Raw genomic sequence first — 15,691 nt, 5'->3', positions numbered from 1 at the left:
TTGTAGCAGCTGCTACAAGTTCTTTTATTAACACCTAAGATTTTTGTTTATATAATAAAAGAAAATTTCCACTAAAGTTTTCACCAGTTATTTTCACTTGATACACATCATCTTTTGGGATTTTAATATTTTTTTCTTTCTGTTCATTATTTAACTGTAAAGCTATATTCCCGTATGAATCGATAATATATGCTGTTATAATGCCTCTCTGGGTTTCTTCATTTAAGGAGAACGACCAATTCTCATCTTTCTTTACTTTCATAAATTGGCCTATTTCACCTTTGAAATCATCACATCGATTAATTCCTAAGCTATTTTCTTCAGTTTTAAATTTACCTCTATCTATTGTTCCCGTTCTATAAAATCCCCTATTTTCTGCTTCCCTTGCCATTTCATCTTTTCTTTTACCTAATTCTATTAATTTTTTACCTTCCGGTGAATTTAAAGCTGGATCATCTATCGCAGCACCAGTATTCTCTGTTTCTTTAGAACTAGTTGTGTTATGGCTACAAGATACACAAAAAAGGGTGAAAGCAATAAATGTAATTATACTTTTTTTCATTCGAACCCCCATGATTCAATTTGAATTCTTTACTATTTTACCACAAGTTACCACATTATAATTTTATTTAGTTTGATTAAAAATAATAATTAAGCTTGTATTTTACAACAAACAAATAGAAGCCTAAATCCCTTCCACTACCTAGAATAAGTCGTTTCAATTCATTTTTTTATAAACGGTTAACCTTTTTCAAAACAGTGCATCTTTGTTTCAAACCGATACATATCACTTAATTCAATAAAGTTGTAATATTTATATTAAATTTGCTAATCTTAATCTACTTATTAAATAAATCGTATATGGAGTTACCAAGATCACAGACGTATACAATCCTGGCGTATACATTTTAAGGATAACCGTTTGTAAAACATGAACTATATTATGTAGTAATACAAATAAGAGGAAGAACAAAAATAACATAGAGCTCCAAGTACTTCCTAAATATTGGACCTTAAGGAATGTAATAATTGACATTGTTAGGAAGATAAAAACGTCCCTTTTTGCAAATAAATAGGAATTAACATTCCAAAACCTCCAAATAGTTTTCTTTATCCAGTTCTTCTCATCTCGCAACACACTCTCTGTTCGCTTGGCCCAGTTCTCAACGCTAATAATCTCTTCAAAGTCATGAAGCATAAAAACAACTACAAACAACCAAATAGCACTTTCTATTTGAAGCAAGTTAACTTACCTCCAGTCTTGTCATTTTTGAATTAAATAGGAGATTTCTTAAATATAGATTTATTTTTATTTTCATATAAAGACTCTTTGATATTCGGCTATTACTCATAAAAATCATGTGCAAATTAGTTAAGGTAGCTCTCTCCACCTACTTCAGGAAAGAATAAAGTGAAACTTCCGTCAGTGGTGGGGGTTCTTCATCCCCCACCTATCTTCTTTGCTCTCTCTGAATCTTGAGGTGGGAGTCTTACTACCCACGAATAGCGTGATAAATTTAGAGTCGCATTTTAGTAGTAAAAAGCAACTCTAAATCTGTTTTTTCATCTTCGCGGAACTTATCTTATTTATTTCTGTTATAAAATCTTAAAACTCTCCCCACACATGAAGGAACCAAATCCATTGGTTCCTTTTCACACATTAACACCCAATCCGTTTTTTTATTTCCACTAAATTCACCCTAGCTATTTCCCTGGCCCGCTCTGCTCCTTTTTCTATTGCTTCTTGAAGTAAATGCGGCTCATTCATATACATTTCATATTTCTTTCTTGGCTCTTCTAACTCACGATTGATGACGCGGAATAACTCTTTTTTTACATCCCCCCAGCCGATACCTGTTGCGTATCGCTCTTTCATGATTGCGACTTCCTCAGCTGTGGCAAATTCTTTATACAACATAAATAATGTTTCAAGTTCCTTCGGTTCACTTGGTAAAGAAGAATCTGTTTTGATTTTAAAAATGAGTTTTTTCAGCTTTTCTGGTTCTTCAAATAACGGAATGACATTTCCATAGCTTTTACTCATTTTTCGTCCATCGAGACCTGGTACAATTGCTCCTTCTTCTTGAACCATGTACTCTGGCAATACGAAGATTTCTCCAAATGTGTTATTAAAATACGATGCAATATCCCTCGCAATTTCTACATGCTGAATTTGATCTTTTCCAACTGGAACATAGTTTGATTGAAATAATAAAATATCGGCAGCCATTAAAATAGGATACGTATATAATCCCATGTTTACACCAGTATCCGCATCTACTCCTGCTTCTATATTTTGATCGACCTTCGCTTTATATGCATGCGCTCGGTTCATTAAACCTTTTGGAGTAAGACAAGCTAAAATCCAGTATAGTTCTAAGATTTCTGGTACATCTGATTGCCGATAAAAGATTACATGCTCATCTAAGCCTAATGATAACCACGTTGCCGCTACTTCTTTCGTATATTCACGAAATTTCATTGGATCATGCACCGCATTCAATGCATGATAATCGGCAATAAAATATAACACCTCTCCTTCTCTTCGTTTAGAAAGCTGCAAGGCTGGTTTAATTGCTCCAATATAGTTTCCAAGATGCGGATGTCCAGTTGGTTTAATTCCTGTTAACATAACTTTTTTATTCACAACTACTCCTCCTTTTACAAATAAAAAAGTCCCTCAATCCTAAAAAGGACGAGGGACTCCCGCGGTACCACCTTTATTAGCTACAAGTTCATAGCTCTCTTTATGATTCGAGTAACGTCGAAACAACCGTCAAAGCCTACTCAATTCAGCTTGCAGCTCCAGAGCCCATTCCACATTTTTCCCTTACTGATTCCCACCAACCATCAGTTCTCTGTGTAGTTCCAAATATGTACTCTTCTCTTTCATCGCTTTTTCTTTTATTTTTCCTTATTATACCATGATATTTTTTAGATAAAAGGGAACTTTCTGTCTTATTAAGCAGGAATTTGCCTTTCTTTATCTAATTACATATAAGTTTACGGAAAAGATTCATTCAACTATGGAGGATTTATTATGGTAAAATATATTTCAATTTTGGGATCAACTGGTTCGATTGGGACATCAGCTCTAGATGTAGTCGCTGCTCACCCAGAACATTTTCAAATTATTGGTTTAACTGCAAATGAAAATATTGATATGCTAGAACAACAAATCCAAACATTTCAGCCACGAATTGTCAGCGTGAGTACGAAAGAATTAGCAGATACACTACGCTCACGTATTTCTACTAGAGCAAAAATTGTATACGGAGAAGATGGCTTGATTGAAGTTGCTACGCACCCCGATAGTAACCTTGTCTTAACTTCTGTCGTTGGTGTAGCAGGACTGCTTCCAACAATCGAGGCCTTAAAAGCGAAAAAAGACATTGCTATCGCTAATAAAGAAACATTAGTGGCAGCAGGTCATATTGTTACAGAATTAGCAAAGAAAAATCATTGTCGCCTTATTCCAGTAGATAGTGAGCATTCTGCTATTTTCCAATGCTTAAATGGTGAAAATAATAAAGAAATTGACAAGTTAATTGTAACTGCCTCTGGTGGTGCATTTAGAGATAAAACACGTGAAGAAATGAAATTTCTCAAAGCGAAAGATGCACTAAAACATCCAAACTGGCTAATGGGAGCAAAATTAACAATTGATTCTGCAACATTACTAAACAAAGGATTTGAAGTAATGGAAGCACGTTGGTTATTTGACGTTCCCTATGAAAAAATCGATGTTATGGTTCATAAAGAAAGCATAATTCACTCTCTTGTCGAGTTTGTAGATGGCTCTATTATGGCTCAGCTCGGGGCACCTGATATGCGTATGCCCATTCAATATGCATTTCACTATCCATCGCGTTTACCATCTTCATTTAAAAAATTAAATTTATTAGAAGTTGGGAGCTTGCATTTCGAAAAACCTGATTTAGAGAAATTCCCATGCCTTCACTTTGCTTATGAATCTGGGAAAATCGGCGGGACAACCCCTGCTGTATTAAATGCTGCAAATGAAATTGCGAATGCATTATATTTACAAGATAAAATTTCATTTTTTGATATTGAAAAAACAATCTATTCTGCATTAGAAGCTCATCAAAATATTGCAAACCCTTCATTAGAAGAAGTATTATCAGCTGATCAATGGGCACGTCGATATGCCAATCAATTACTTGTGAAAATGTAAAAATAATGCTATGAAAGGAGACCTTCAATTGATTCGAAAATTATCTCCCTCTTCTATTGAAGAATCTGCGGAAATTTTAGAAGTTCAAATTGCCGCATATAAAGTTGAAGCACAGTACCTTCAAAACAATTCAATTCCGCGATTGTATGACACAATTACTGATATTCAAAATTGTAATGAAATCTTTTATGGATACTTCATTGATGATACGTTAGCTGGGTTTATTTCGTTTCAATATGAGGATGCTGTTGTTGATATACATCGCCTCGTTGTTTCTCCTACATATTTTCATAGAGGAATTGCAACTGCACTACTGCAACACCTATTTCAACTACATGAAGAAACAACAAACTATATTGTACAAACCGGTAAGAAAAACACGCCTGCTCTTTCTTTATATAAGAAACATAATTTTATTGAAACAAACGAAATTACATTACCAGACGGTCTCGTTCTTGTACAATTTAAAAAGCTAAAATAGATTGATTAACTTGGATAAATATGTTAACTTTATTTGTATATAACCTTTTGCTGAATCCAAATTTTGGAGCGGGGGAACCATTTCTGTGGCATATGCCACTTGGGGCGAATCTTTTTTAGTAGGGGTACTCTCACATTCCGAGTCCGACAGCTAACCTCGTAAGCGCATTGAGAGAGGAAGGTGCTTTTTACTTATGCTACTAAGCATTCCTCCTTAACACTAACAGTATGTTTCTTATGTAATTCAAATATATTGTTAGATAAAAGGAGATGATTTTCATGTTACGTATATCCGACCATGAAAAGAAAACAATGGAGCAAAGAGTAAAATTAGAACAACAACGTCCCTATTATACAGCAAAAACAGCAAGTTGCATTCAACATAAATATGTTATGCAACACATTGTTCAGTGTAAAAAGTAAGAAAATAGCGGAAGCATTGCATAACTGCAAAGCTTCCGCTATTTTATATAACTTGAACTCGCTTTTCTCTTCGCCCGGTACCTTTTTACTTTTGCGATTGTACCGCAAGCACGTCCCCCTTCTCCTTCAGCATACATACCACACCAGCGTTTACTACCGTTACGAGATTGATCGTAAAACACCCATTTACAATCTGGACAAGCTTTTAATCTTCCCCACTGTTTTTTTGTAATCGCCGAGATAATAATCCGCAATAAAAATGTATATAAATTTTCCTCACCAATTGCTTGATATGTAATGACGTCCGCCTCATCCATCGTCATTACTTGCAATGGATATTTTTCAAACAATGGTTTTAACGGCTTCTGTTGTTCCACGGCCTCGCGAATTGTATCTCGAAAAAACTTTACTTCTTCCAGTGAGCCAAAAGGCAGCTCTTCATTCCACTGCTCCACCATAAACTGATGTATATCTTCCTCCGATTCTAAAAGATCAACTGGTTCTCTCGTTTCATTTGGAATTCTCCATGTATTTAAAAAGGCTCTTATACTTTCTAACATCTCTGGCGCAATTTGGTTGTTACTCAAAATCACCACCAACTTTCCATAGTTTACTTTATTTCGTATTTTCAGTATAATTATAACATAAAAACGTTAACCATTTAAAAAAATAGATGGTTAACAAGGAGGGTGACAACTTTGAGGTCTTTTTCATTACCTATTCGTTTTGTATTATTTTCGTCTTTTTTTATGACACTTGGTCATTTTGCTGTGATGGCTTTTCTAGCTATCTATTTATCTAATTCTTTACATTTTTCTGCTATGCAAGTGGGTACCATATTAACAGCCCTTACAATTACCTCTCGTATATTTCCGTTATGTACTGGAATACTTGCCGATCGGATTGGCTATATTACTATGATGATAATTGGAATGATTTTACGAGGTATTGGTTTTCTTTCATTGGGAATATTTTCAGGATTTCATGCCATTATGCTTGCAACAATATTCATAGGATTTGGAACGGCTTTCTATGAACCTTCTGCACGTGCTGTCTTTGGCTCTCAACCAGCTCATATAAGAAAAGATACCTTTACATACCTAAACCTCTTTCTAAACGGCGGAGCAATTATTGGGCCGATCGCAGGGAGTATATTACTTCAATGGAATCCTATGTATCCATTTATATTTACTGGATCACTCATGTTAGTTTTAGCATTCCTATTCTTTCTTCTTAGATCTCACTTTCATGTTACTGTATACGAAACGCAACTTTTAACAGGAATAAAAGTTGCTGGACAAAATAAACCTTTTCTATCTTTTTCACTCATCATGGTGTTTTTTTATACGATGTTTACACAACTTACGGTTGCATTACCACTTCATATGAATAACATAAGCCACGATCAAAACTTAGTAGGACTCGTTATTACAGTAAACGCAATTACAGGTTTTTTATTTATGATTGTATTTAAATATCTCTTCAAAAAATATCATGCGCTGTCTCTTGTTAAGTATGGTGTGTTACTAATGGGACTATCTTTTCTTCTCATCCCATTTTCTTTTCATCCATATTGGCTGCTAGCGTGTGTCACTTTATTTACGATCGGAGAAACACTTGTATTACCGAATGCCGATATTGCGGTTGCGAACTTTAGTAACGAACAATACACAGCAACCTATTTCGGTTTCTTCCAGCTATCACTTGCCATAGGCTTTACGATTGGAAACTATACTGGAACTTTCTTTACGAAGTATTGGCAAGATATGAGTCTTCCTTGGATTCTTTTTGGTATTTTAGGCATTGTTGGATTTTCACTTCTTCATTTTTTATATCGAACTGTTAAAACGAATGAAAATCTATTGCATATAAAACAGAGTATGTAACGTTCTTACATACTCTGTTTTTAATTTCACATATGTTATGTCAATCTACCCCGAAACCAAAAATAACCTTATTTTCATATATCTGTTATACTATGAAAGAGAATACAATGCATTGAAAGGAATGAAATACATTATGACGAAGGAAACAAACAAATCTCGTGTAATTTTCATGACTTTAGTTTCTGCATTACTCTTTTGCGCAATGTTAGTTGCGGCTTCACTTTCTCCACTTGCTGATTCCGGGCCTAACGCTAATAAGTTTGGTACTTTCAATATGTGGGCAAGTATAGATATGATTCTTATATTTTATATTTTGCCCTTAATTTTATATATGGCAGGCGTGCACATCATGAAGTTCGTCATGGCTGTTTTTTGTGGCTTTGGACTCCTCATGAGCCTGACAGTACTTGTAATTATCTTAACGATGGGACTATCCACTACTTTACTAGTCCTTTGTATAGCTACATTAATCGTTAATGTTATGTGGTATATCATAGCTTTTCGTTCCCGATCAAAGCTGAAACATAGAATTTAGATGTTTGTATGAGAAAATTGAAGAAGTATTAAGCATTATCAAAAGCATTCATCCTTATGAAGAACCTATAATTCATGTATTTCCATTATTATTCTGAGTGAATAATAATGAAATCTGTTCAAACGATCATAAAGAAGGCGAAGCTAAATAGCTTCGCCTTCTTTATGTAATTGTCAAAATCATTCTGTCCATAATCTCTTTATATCAATTAATTGCTCACCGTTAAATTTCATCCTATATACATCCGGTTTTGAAGTCTCCATTAAAAATTCATATCCATATTGACGGTCAAAGTAACCCATCATTAATGTCATGACAAGTCCATGAGTTCCAATTACAATTTTATGCCCTTTAAAATCTGTTAATATCTCCTTCAATACTGTCACAGCACGGTTCTGACAATCTTCTTTTGATTCTCCGCCGCGTATTGAAAAATTTGGACTCGAAAACATCTTCTTTACAAGTGGATACAATTCCTTATCTGACATTATCGTTTCTTCACTTGTAAACATACATTCTCTAAGATTTTCGTCTATTAATATTTCTTTCTCATAAAAATGAGCTAACTCCTCAATTGTCAACATAGCTCGGCTATATGGGCTGGAAATGAGCGTGTCTACTCCTTCATTTTTCAATAATTCAGTTACTCTATTTGCATCAAGCTTCCCCTTCTCAGTCAATCCACGCGTTCGTTCGTTACCTTCTATTTTAGGTGATTCACCATGTCTTACCATATAAATGTATGTATACATAATTTCCCCCTGAAATTACTGTGATTTTATATTTCAATTAACATTGCTACACAAATCTAGAATTTAACCTCGTAGAACCTTACACGGCGATTGATATTACAATCTTAGAATCTTTTTTTCTTTGCCTTTATTATTAAAAAACTTGGTTGTTTTAATAACTTCTCATAAGATGATGGATGATTTTTTCTTAATTCTTCTGTAGGGATCGGTTCAATCACTTTTTCAATCTCGAAGTGATAAAGTGTATCATTTATAATGTCTTGCAGCGGCCGGCGGTAAAAGTACATATCAACATACTTATCGCTTTTCTTCCATCTATCATGAAGAAATTCACGTTTAAAGTATTGTTTATTCTCCGATAAATGAATATCCATTGTTGGGTGATGAACGGAAAACAATAATGTTCCATTTGGCTTTAGTAATCTCGCGAATTCAGCGAAAGTTCGTTCCCAATTTGCAATATAATGAAGAGCTAATGAACTAACAATATAATCATATGTACGATTTGCAAAAGGTAACGTATTTTCAAAATCTAGTTGAAAAACGTCCGCTTTCTCTCCTATCCTTCTTTTTGTTGCCGCAACCATCTCACTACTAACATCAATCGCGGTAACATTTGCTTCCCTATTTAAAAACTGTTCTGTATACCATCCTGCTGCACACCCAGCATCAATTATATTCATCTCTTTCATATTGCTAGGCAACTGACTCATCATAGCGGGGCGTTCATAATCTGTATTATAAGGACTCTCATAATCAACTCTATGTTCGTAATGATCCGCTAGTATATCGTATGCATCAATAATTTGCTGTTTATTCATATCCCATCCCCCTCTCGCTTTAAAAAACGCATTTTTTATTTTAACACATTTGCTAATAATTAAGAATATTCTATTATTAAAACTGGTATTTTTTCTGTCTTTACATAAAAACGTAAAGAAGCAGCAACTATACAGTTGCTGCTTCCTCTTGTTGTACATCCATTTTACGAATTTCAATACGCTTAATTTGATGTGCGTCTTTTTCTAAAACTTTAAATTCATATCCTTCTGCTTCAACGGATTGTCCTTCTTGAATTTCGTGATTTTGTGTCATCACCCAACCGCCAATTGTATCAACTTCGACTTCATCAATGTGTAATCCAAATAAATCTTGAATCTCACTAATCAATACTTTGCCATCGACAATTTTATGATGCTCATCAACGTGATGAATTGGCGGATGCTCATCTTCATCATATTCATCACGAATTTCACCAACAATTTCTTCTAATATATCTTCAAGTGTCACAATTCCGGCTGTCCCGCCATATTCATCATATAACACAGCCATTGGAATTCGCTTCTTTTGCATTTGCAGAAGCAAATCATGGATTGGAATCGTCTCCATTACTTCAATAATAGGACGCATAAATGTTTTGATAGATTGCAAGTCTTCTTTATCGTTTTTCATATAACGAATAAAGAAATCTTTTACGTTCACCATACCGATAATATCATCTTTATCTTCTCCAAAGATCGGGTAACGTGTATACTTTTCACTTCGGATAACTTTCATATGATCTTCTACTGAATCTTCAAGATAGAAACCAACGATTTCTGTCCGTGGCACCATAATCTCTTTGGCAATACGATTATCAAACTCAAAGATATTGTTTACATATTTATACTCCGCTTGATTAATTTCCCCATTTTCATAGCTCTCTGAAAGAATTAAACGTAATTCCTCTTCCGAATGAGCTACCTCATGCTCAGAAGCTGGTTTTAATCCGAATAACCCCGTTACAAGACGCGCTGATTTATTTAAAACCCAAATAAATGGGAACATGATTTTGTAAAACATAATAAGCGGTGCTGCAAACAACATTGTAATTGTCTCTGCTTTTTGAATTGCTAATGTTTTCGGTGCTAGCTCACCAACAACAACATGTAAAAAGGTAACCGTTGCAAATGCAAGAATATACGATATTGAATTCGCAGCTGTTTCTGGTAAATGCAGATCTTGAAATAACGGTTGTAATAAGCGATGAACCGTAGGCTCTCCAAGCGATCCGAGCGCAAGAGCTGTGATTGTAATTCCTAACTGACACGCCGATAAATATTCATCTAAATTTGTTGTTACCTTTTTGGCTGCTAATGAACCTCGTTTTCCTTCTGCAACAAGTTGGTCAATACGGCTTGGACGCACCTTAACCATAGAAAACTCTGCTGCCACGAAAAATCCAGTAAATGCGATTAAAATCGCAATCATAACTAAATTAAATATTTCCAAAGAATCCCCCTTAGTTTCAAAACTAAGGTGTCCACCTCCTGTATAAATAATTACTTTCTTTTACTCTCTAAAATTAGAAAATAAAGCGCTATACAGAAATTAAAAGGGTGGATAGCCCTATCTACTATAATAGTAAGATAAGAGATTGTATTAAAGCTGTCGTTTGAGTTGATAAATGTTTCGTTAGTTTTTCGCGCTGTGAATCTGTTAACCCATCTAATAACGGTTTTAATTCTACTAATTCCGTCTCCAAACGGTGGATACGCTCTGTTACATCATTTACTTGTTCCGAAACGTCTTCATTAACACCGAGCAGCTTCTTTTTCTCCTCGATCCTATCCTTAATTTCAGAAAGCGGTATATGCATTTCTTTACATCTCTCAATAAAACGTAATGTTTCAATTGCTGTTTCGTCGTAGTAGCGATAATTAGATTGAGATCGCTCCGCTTTCAAAATACCTAGATTCGTATAATAATCAATCGTTCGTTTCGAAACATGAGCCATGTGAGCCAACTGTCCGATTCGGTACACCTTCCCAACGACCTTCCCTCCCCATATTTGTTACAAACATCATACAATACATAAACTGTACAGTCAAACGTTATGGTTAAGAATAACAGTTTATGAAAATATTAAGATTCATTTTCTTCCACGCAAAAAGAAGAAGAAGCTACAAATCTACATGCTGTAGAATAGCTTCTTTTACTTACTATATTTAACTTGATAAAAATTCTTTTGTTTCAATGACATTCGCAAACATATTATCTAAAGCACCCATGAATGCCGCGTGAACATATTCGGCCTGAATCCGTTCATTGTTAAATACAAGATCTTTTGTCGCACAAGCATCTGCTATAACTGTACATCTAAATTCTAAATCACTAGCAGCTCTTACTGTTGTATCAATACACATATGCGTCATCATTCCGCAAATCACCAAATGTTCAATCCCTTCTCGCTGAAGTAACTCTAATAAATTGGTTCCCCGAAAACTATTTGGATAATTTTTTTGTACGACATATTCTATTTCAAGAGGTTCTACATAAGAATGAATTTTCACACCTTCTGTATGCGGAAGAAAAAAAGTAGCTCCTTCCTTTACTGAAATATGTTGCACATGAAATACAGGTAAATTCATTTCCCTAAAGAAATCTAACACTTTTTTTGCATTTTCAACCGCTTTTAATGGTTCATGTAATTCGCATTTTTCACCTGGAAAATAATCATTTTGAATATCAATTAATACAAGTCCCGTTTTCATTATTAGCCCTCCAATATTTTGAAAATTAAGTTATAATCTAATTATAGAGCTTTAACGAGTTAACTGTAACATTCCCATGAAAGAATTTGACGTCATATGATTTCACCATGAAAGGGTTTTGAGCGATGATTGATTCAACAGATTTGCAAATTCTTGATTTACTAAAGAAAAATTCACGAATGCAGTGGAAAGATATTGGGAAAAGCGTTCATATGACAGGACAATCCGTTGGAAACCGTATTCGAAAAATGGAGGATGAAGGAGTAATAAAAGCGTATACCATTTTAGTAGATCATTTGAAATTAGGCATGCCGTACACTGCTTTCATCACGGTTTTTATGAAGACAAATGAACACTCTACATTCACATCATTTATAACAAAAGAAGATTCCATTGTAGAAGCTCATAAAATTAGTGGTGAAGGATGTTACTTCCTCAAAGTACAAATAGACTCCCAAGAAAATTTACATACTTTATTAAATGAAATTTTAATTTTTGGTAACTATCGCTTAAATTTATCCATTCATCAAATTAAAGAAACCTATACAAGATAGAAAGGAGAATCGTAATGTTTTACAACAACTTATTCGAAAATGATCAACCAGTAATCCGTCTCTAAGACGGGCATTATAATATTGCTTCGTCTTAAGGGTATGTATTCCTAAAAATAGACGGAGGTCATATAATTATGAAACATTCATTACTCGGTGCATTTTGTTTATCGCTTGCTGCAAGCATTTGGGGAGGCATGTACGTTGTTAGTAAATACGTCTTAGAGTTTATTCCCCCACTTACACTTGTTTGGTTACGTTTCACTATCGCTTTTGTGATTTTATTTATCATTTTACAAATCACGCAGCGAAAACAGAAAACGAAGATTCCAATCGCGAAAAAGGATTGGTTATTATTTGCTTGGATCGGGTTTATCGGTTATTTTATTTCCATTACATTTCAATTCATTGGGACAAAATTGTCCGATGCCCATACAGGTTCTTTAGTGACATCTGCAACACCAGCCTTTATGATCATTTTTGCAAGAATAATAGTAAAAGAACGTATTACCATTCGCAAATTCATTTCCGTACTCCTAGCAACGTTAGGTGTTATCATCGTTATCGGATGGGATATAAAAGTTGGAACGTATTTCACCGGAACAATCATCTTAGTCGGGGCTGCTATTACGTGGGCATTATTATCGATTTACGTCAAAATTGCCTCACAACGTTTTTCGTCCTTAATCATTACAACGTACGCAATATTTTTTGCGATTCTGTTTATTACACCTTGTATGATATGGGAATTACAAACATACCGCATACAGAACCTTAACACAATGTTGATCTTAGGAGTTTTCTACCTTGGCATCATTTCAACTGCTGGTGCATTTTTTCTTTGGAACAAAGGTATGGAATTAATGGATGTAGGAATTGGTTCACTCTTTTTCTTCTTTCAACCCATTGTTGGATCATTTCTTGGATGGTTACTACTGGATGAAGAGCTAAAAACTACATTTTTTATTGGAGCTTTGCTCATTGTAGTGAGTGTTCTTATTGTTACAATTGACAAAAAAGAGACATCTTCACATAATAAATATACAATTCTATATACCAATGATAAATAAAGAAAACAAGGGTGGTGTAAATACCATCCTTGTTTTTTTCATAGCTTATTTTATTCGTTACATCTCTTCTGGACTGTAATATTCTAACACATTATTGCCTATTCCTACTTCTGAAAAAATAACATGTGTAACTGTTTCAGCAAATTTTGAAACATCATCGATAAACGCTTCTACTTCTTGAAATCTTCGAACAGAAATTTTCACTATATAATTAGTAGGCCCTGCTACGCGATAACAAAAAACAGCTCTCGGATAATCTTTCATGTATGCTCTAAACCTTTCACACTGTCCATTTTTTGTTTTCACTTCTAATACAGCATGAATATTAAAACCTAACTTATCATAATTAATTTTTGTCGTATACCCTTCAATAATCCCCTCATCCTCTAACTTCCGTACTCTTTCAGCCACGGAAGGCGCAGACAAATTAACTTTTTTAGATAGTTCACGAATGGAAAGACGAGAATTTTGATTTAAACATTGTAAGATTTGTGCGTCAATTACATCTATTTTCATTTGTAATGTTCCTCTCTTAAATTCGTTTTAAACACAAAGAAAAATCTTAGAATGCATTATTAACAGAAAGGAAAATAGCTCCATCCTATATTATCATATACTTATAAAATTTATTTCTCTATGTAAGGAGGAAACACCATGGCACTAGAAATGAAAACGAATTGTCAAACTTGTAATACTTCCCTTCAAGGAGATTCAGAAGCATATATATGTGTATATGAATGTACCTTTTGCCCATCTTGTACAGAAAAGACAAATCACATCTGTCCAAATTGTGGTGGTGAATTAGTCCGAAGACCGAAAAAGAAATAACAGTTTTACGTAATAGAAGCGCAAAGTCTATAAGATTTTGCGCTTTACTTTAGTTCAAAATTTGTTTTATATCAGTACTCTGTAAAATTCATCATTTAGAAGTTTGATTAAAGTTTTTATTTTTGCATGAGTTTCCCATCAAGTGCCTCAATATACCTCTTCGCTGATTTCTGAACTGCTTCATTTGCATTTCCCTTCACAATTCCATGAAACGCATTATACAATCGATTGAACTTTAATCCTTTTACCTTCTCAGCCATTTCTTTCACTTTCCACGCTGGTAATGGAATGAGATTCGGATAACTGTACATAAAGCTTACCCATCTTGAATCAGCGACGACTTGAATAATATCTCCAGTTAATAGAACTCCTCTTCCTTCATCTCCATTTTTCCAGTGTAATACAGAGCCACCGCTAAAATGTCCACCTAAACGGTACAGCGTAAGATTCTCAGAAAGTTGTAAAGATTCTCCAGACCAAAATATGATACGCTCACTAGGACGTATTACCCATTCCTTATCATCTTCATGAATGTAAATAGGAACATCAAATCGCTCTGCCCATTCTACCTGTGTAGAATAATAATGCGGGTGTGATAAAGCAATCCCATGAATTCCCCCTAGTTCATTTATTCTTTCTACAGTCTCTTCATCAATATATGTAACACAATCCCATAACAAATTATATATATCCGTTTGGACTAAATAAGCATTTTGACCAATTGCAAACTTTGGTTTTGTTGTGATGCTATATAAATTTCCTTCTTCTTTTACAATCTCATTCTTATATGTTTTGCTTTGCTGTAGACTTTCTAACGTTGTCCATGATTGCCCCATCGAATTTACATACTGACGTTCTTCATTACAAATTACACAGTTTACGGGTGGGTCATCAAAAAGTGGGTATTGTACACCACATGTAACACAAACATAATGCTTCATCTTTATTTCATCCCTCCTCATTTCAATGCGCTCATATTAACTAGAAATATCATAATCAATGTGTAGTCCATTTAAGTACACACTTAATATCCCTTGATGTGTGCATTCAAAGTGAACCAGCCAATTGAAACATTTTTCGATATCAGGATCATTCATTTCTTCCCAAATCACGGTTCTTTCCCACTCGATTTGACTCGAAGTAAACATTTTGTAACCATTCTCTAAATCTCTATAATATGCTTTTAACTTATCGAGATTTACAGCCATTTCTGGATCCATCCGTTTTTCTCGCCATGATGGCCCTCTTTTATTCACCATCGCACGCAGATATATTTCGCGCGCATCTGCGATATGACGAAGTTCCTCCCCTAACGTTTTCATAGATTCATACGGTCGAAAAGATAAATCTTCTGAACTTAAGTGCTCTAATAAACCATTAGTAAGATTAGAATAATACGCCCAATATTCAACAATCGATGTTTGTGCCATATCCATCC

At 34.5% G+C, this 15,691-nt stretch carries 20 protein-coding genes, 1 riboswitch and 1 other annotated feature; of the genes, 8 read left to right on the top strand and 12 right to left on the bottom strand.

Annotation, left to right across the window (positions count from 1 at the left end; all coding sequences use genetic code 11):
- Positions 1 to 34: 34 nt before the first annotated feature.
- From V7024_RS16535 to V7024_RS16525, 3 genes are all read right to left on the bottom strand, one after another.
- Positions 35 to 562 (bottom strand): hypothetical protein, encoded by a 528-nt coding sequence (locus tag V7024_RS16535; protein ID WP_335521885.1) that lies wholly within the window; start codon positions 560 to 562, stop codon positions 35 to 37.
- A 252-nt stretch (positions 563 to 814) separates the two neighbouring features.
- Positions 815 to 1,216, bottom strand: a complete 402-nt coding sequence (locus V7024_RS16530; protein WP_335521902.1) for an HXXEE domain-containing protein — start codon at positions 1,214 to 1,216, stop codon at positions 815 to 817.
- Positions 1,217 to 1,660: 444 nt separating this feature from the next.
- Positions 1,661 to 2,647 (bottom strand): tryptophan--tRNA ligase, encoded by a 987-nt coding sequence (locus V7024_RS16525; protein WP_335521883.1) that lies wholly within the window; start codon positions 2,645 to 2,647, stop codon positions 1,661 to 1,663.
- A gap of 41 nt (positions 2,648 to 2,688) precedes the next feature.
- Positions 2,689 to 2,902, bottom strand: a binding site (T-box leader).
- A 138-nt stretch (positions 2,903 to 3,040) separates the two neighbouring features.
- Between V7024_RS16525 and V7024_RS16520 the strand changes: the two genes are divergently transcribed.
- The 3 genes from V7024_RS16520 to V7024_RS16510 all read left to right on the top strand — a co-directional run bounded on the left by V7024_RS16520 (position 3,041) and on the right by V7024_RS16510 (position 5,098).
- A complete protein-coding gene (locus tag V7024_RS16520) occupies positions 3,041 to 4,195 on the top strand; it encodes a 1-deoxy-D-xylulose-5-phosphate reductoisomerase (RefSeq protein ID WP_335521881.1) in 1,155 nt (384 codons plus the stop codon).
- A gap of 28 nt (positions 4,196 to 4,223) precedes the next feature.
- Positions 4,224 to 4,676: a GNAT family N-acetyltransferase gene (locus V7024_RS16515; protein WP_335521879.1), complete on the top strand. Its 453-nt coding sequence runs from the start codon at positions 4,224 to 4,226 to the stop codon at positions 4,674 to 4,676.
- A gap of 38 nt (positions 4,677 to 4,714) precedes the next feature.
- Positions 4,715 to 4,857, top strand: a riboswitch (cyclic di-AMP (ydaO/yuaA leader).
- A 97-nt stretch (positions 4,858 to 4,954) separates the two neighbouring features.
- Positions 4,955 to 5,098, top strand: a complete 144-nt coding sequence (locus V7024_RS16510; RefSeq protein ID WP_306196480.1) for a hypothetical protein — start codon at positions 4,955 to 4,957, stop codon at positions 5,096 to 5,098.
- A gap of 38 nt (positions 5,099 to 5,136) precedes the next feature.
- Here V7024_RS16510 and V7024_RS16505 read toward each other — a convergent pair whose 3' ends face one another.
- On the bottom strand, positions 5,137 to 5,658 hold the full coding sequence (locus V7024_RS16505; RefSeq protein WP_335521900.1) for a CGNR zinc finger domain-containing protein: 522 nt from the start codon (positions 5,656 to 5,658) through the stop codon (positions 5,137 to 5,139).
- Between the two features lie 138 nt (positions 5,659 to 5,796).
- Between V7024_RS16505 and V7024_RS16500 the strand changes: the two genes are divergently transcribed.
- Both V7024_RS16500 and V7024_RS16495 read left to right on the top strand, forming a co-directional pair.
- The gene (locus V7024_RS16500; protein ID WP_335521874.1) at positions 5,797 to 6,984 is read left to right on the top strand and encodes an MDR family MFS transporter; all 1,188 of its coding nucleotides are present in this window, start codon (positions 5,797 to 5,799) and stop codon (positions 6,982 to 6,984) included.
- A gap of 37 nt (positions 6,985 to 7,021) precedes the next feature.
- On the top strand, positions 7,022 to 7,519 hold the full coding sequence (locus V7024_RS16495; RefSeq protein WP_335521872.1) for a DUF5391 family protein: 498 nt from the start codon (positions 7,022 to 7,024) through the stop codon (positions 7,517 to 7,519).
- 179 nt (positions 7,520 to 7,698) lie between these two features.
- Here the strand turns inward: V7024_RS16495 and V7024_RS16490 are convergent, their stop codons facing one another.
- From V7024_RS16490 to V7024_RS16470, 5 genes are all read right to left on the bottom strand, one after another.
- On the bottom strand, positions 7,699 to 8,271 hold the full coding sequence (locus V7024_RS16490; protein ID WP_335521871.1) for a histidine phosphatase family protein: 573 nt from the start codon (positions 8,269 to 8,271) through the stop codon (positions 7,699 to 7,701).
- A 104-nt stretch (positions 8,272 to 8,375) separates the two neighbouring features.
- Positions 8,376 to 9,092 (bottom strand): class I SAM-dependent methyltransferase, encoded by a 717-nt coding sequence (locus V7024_RS16485; protein WP_335521869.1) that lies wholly within the window; start codon positions 9,090 to 9,092, stop codon positions 8,376 to 8,378.
- Positions 9,093 to 9,219: 127 nt separating this feature from the next.
- A complete protein-coding gene (locus tag V7024_RS16480; protein ID WP_335521866.1) occupies positions 9,220 to 10,542 on the bottom strand; it encodes a hemolysin family protein in 1,323 nt (440 codons plus the stop codon).
- A 124-nt stretch (positions 10,543 to 10,666) separates the two neighbouring features.
- Positions 10,667 to 11,074, bottom strand: a complete 408-nt coding sequence (locus V7024_RS16475; RefSeq protein ID WP_020063366.1) for a MerR family transcriptional regulator — start codon at positions 11,072 to 11,074, stop codon at positions 10,667 to 10,669.
- Between the two features lie 184 nt (positions 11,075 to 11,258).
- Positions 11,259 to 11,804 carry a cysteine hydrolase family protein gene (locus tag V7024_RS16470; protein ID WP_335521863.1) on the bottom strand — a complete coding sequence of 182 codons (546 nt, stop codon included), beginning with the start codon at positions 11,802 to 11,804 and terminating at the stop codon, positions 11,259 to 11,261.
- 125 nt (positions 11,805 to 11,929) lie between these two features.
- Here V7024_RS16470 and V7024_RS16465 point away from each other — a divergent pair, with 125 nt between their 5' ends.
- Both V7024_RS16465 and V7024_RS16460 read left to right on the top strand, forming a co-directional pair.
- Entirely contained in the window at positions 11,930 to 12,358 is a 429-nt protein-coding gene (locus V7024_RS16465; RefSeq protein WP_335521861.1) for an Lrp/AsnC family transcriptional regulator, read from the top strand.
- A 134-nt stretch (positions 12,359 to 12,492) separates the two neighbouring features.
- Positions 12,493 to 13,425, top strand: coding sequence for a DMT family transporter (locus V7024_RS16460; protein WP_335521859.1), 933 nt, complete (start codon positions 12,493 to 12,495; stop codon positions 13,423 to 13,425).
- Between the two features lie 57 nt (positions 13,426 to 13,482).
- Here the strand turns inward: V7024_RS16460 and V7024_RS16455 are convergent, their stop codons facing one another.
- Positions 13,483 to 13,941, bottom strand: a complete 459-nt coding sequence (locus V7024_RS16455) for an Lrp/AsnC family transcriptional regulator (RefSeq protein WP_335521857.1) — start codon at positions 13,939 to 13,941, stop codon at positions 13,483 to 13,485.
- 138 nt (positions 13,942 to 14,079) lie between these two features.
- Here V7024_RS16455 and V7024_RS16450 point away from each other — a divergent pair, with 138 nt between their 5' ends.
- The gene (locus V7024_RS16450) at positions 14,080 to 14,253 is read left to right on the top strand and encodes a DUF1272 domain-containing protein (RefSeq protein WP_335521855.1); all 174 of its coding nucleotides are present in this window, start codon (positions 14,080 to 14,082) and stop codon (positions 14,251 to 14,253) included.
- Positions 14,254 to 14,369: 116 nt separating this feature from the next.
- Here the strand turns inward: V7024_RS16450 and V7024_RS16445 are convergent, their stop codons facing one another.
- Together V7024_RS16445 and V7024_RS16440 are read right to left on the bottom strand one after the other, a co-directional pair.
- On the bottom strand, positions 14,370 to 15,194 hold the full coding sequence (locus V7024_RS16445; RefSeq protein WP_335521854.1) for an MBL fold metallo-hydrolase: 825 nt from the start codon (positions 15,192 to 15,194) through the stop codon (positions 14,370 to 14,372).
- 36 nt (positions 15,195 to 15,230) lie between these two features.
- Positions 15,231 to 15,691: DinB family protein (locus V7024_RS16440; RefSeq protein ID WP_335521851.1), on the bottom strand; the 461-nt coding region annotated here is incomplete at its 5' end.

Source organism: Bacillus sp. JJ864 (assembly GCF_036963045.1).
GTDB classification, from domain to species: domain Bacteria; phylum Bacillota; class Bacilli; order Bacillales; family Bacillaceae_G; genus Bacillus_A; species Bacillus_A pseudomycoides_C.
The sequence above is the reverse complement of the archived record's forward strand: the minus strand, read 5'-3'. Positions and strand labels throughout refer to the sequence as shown.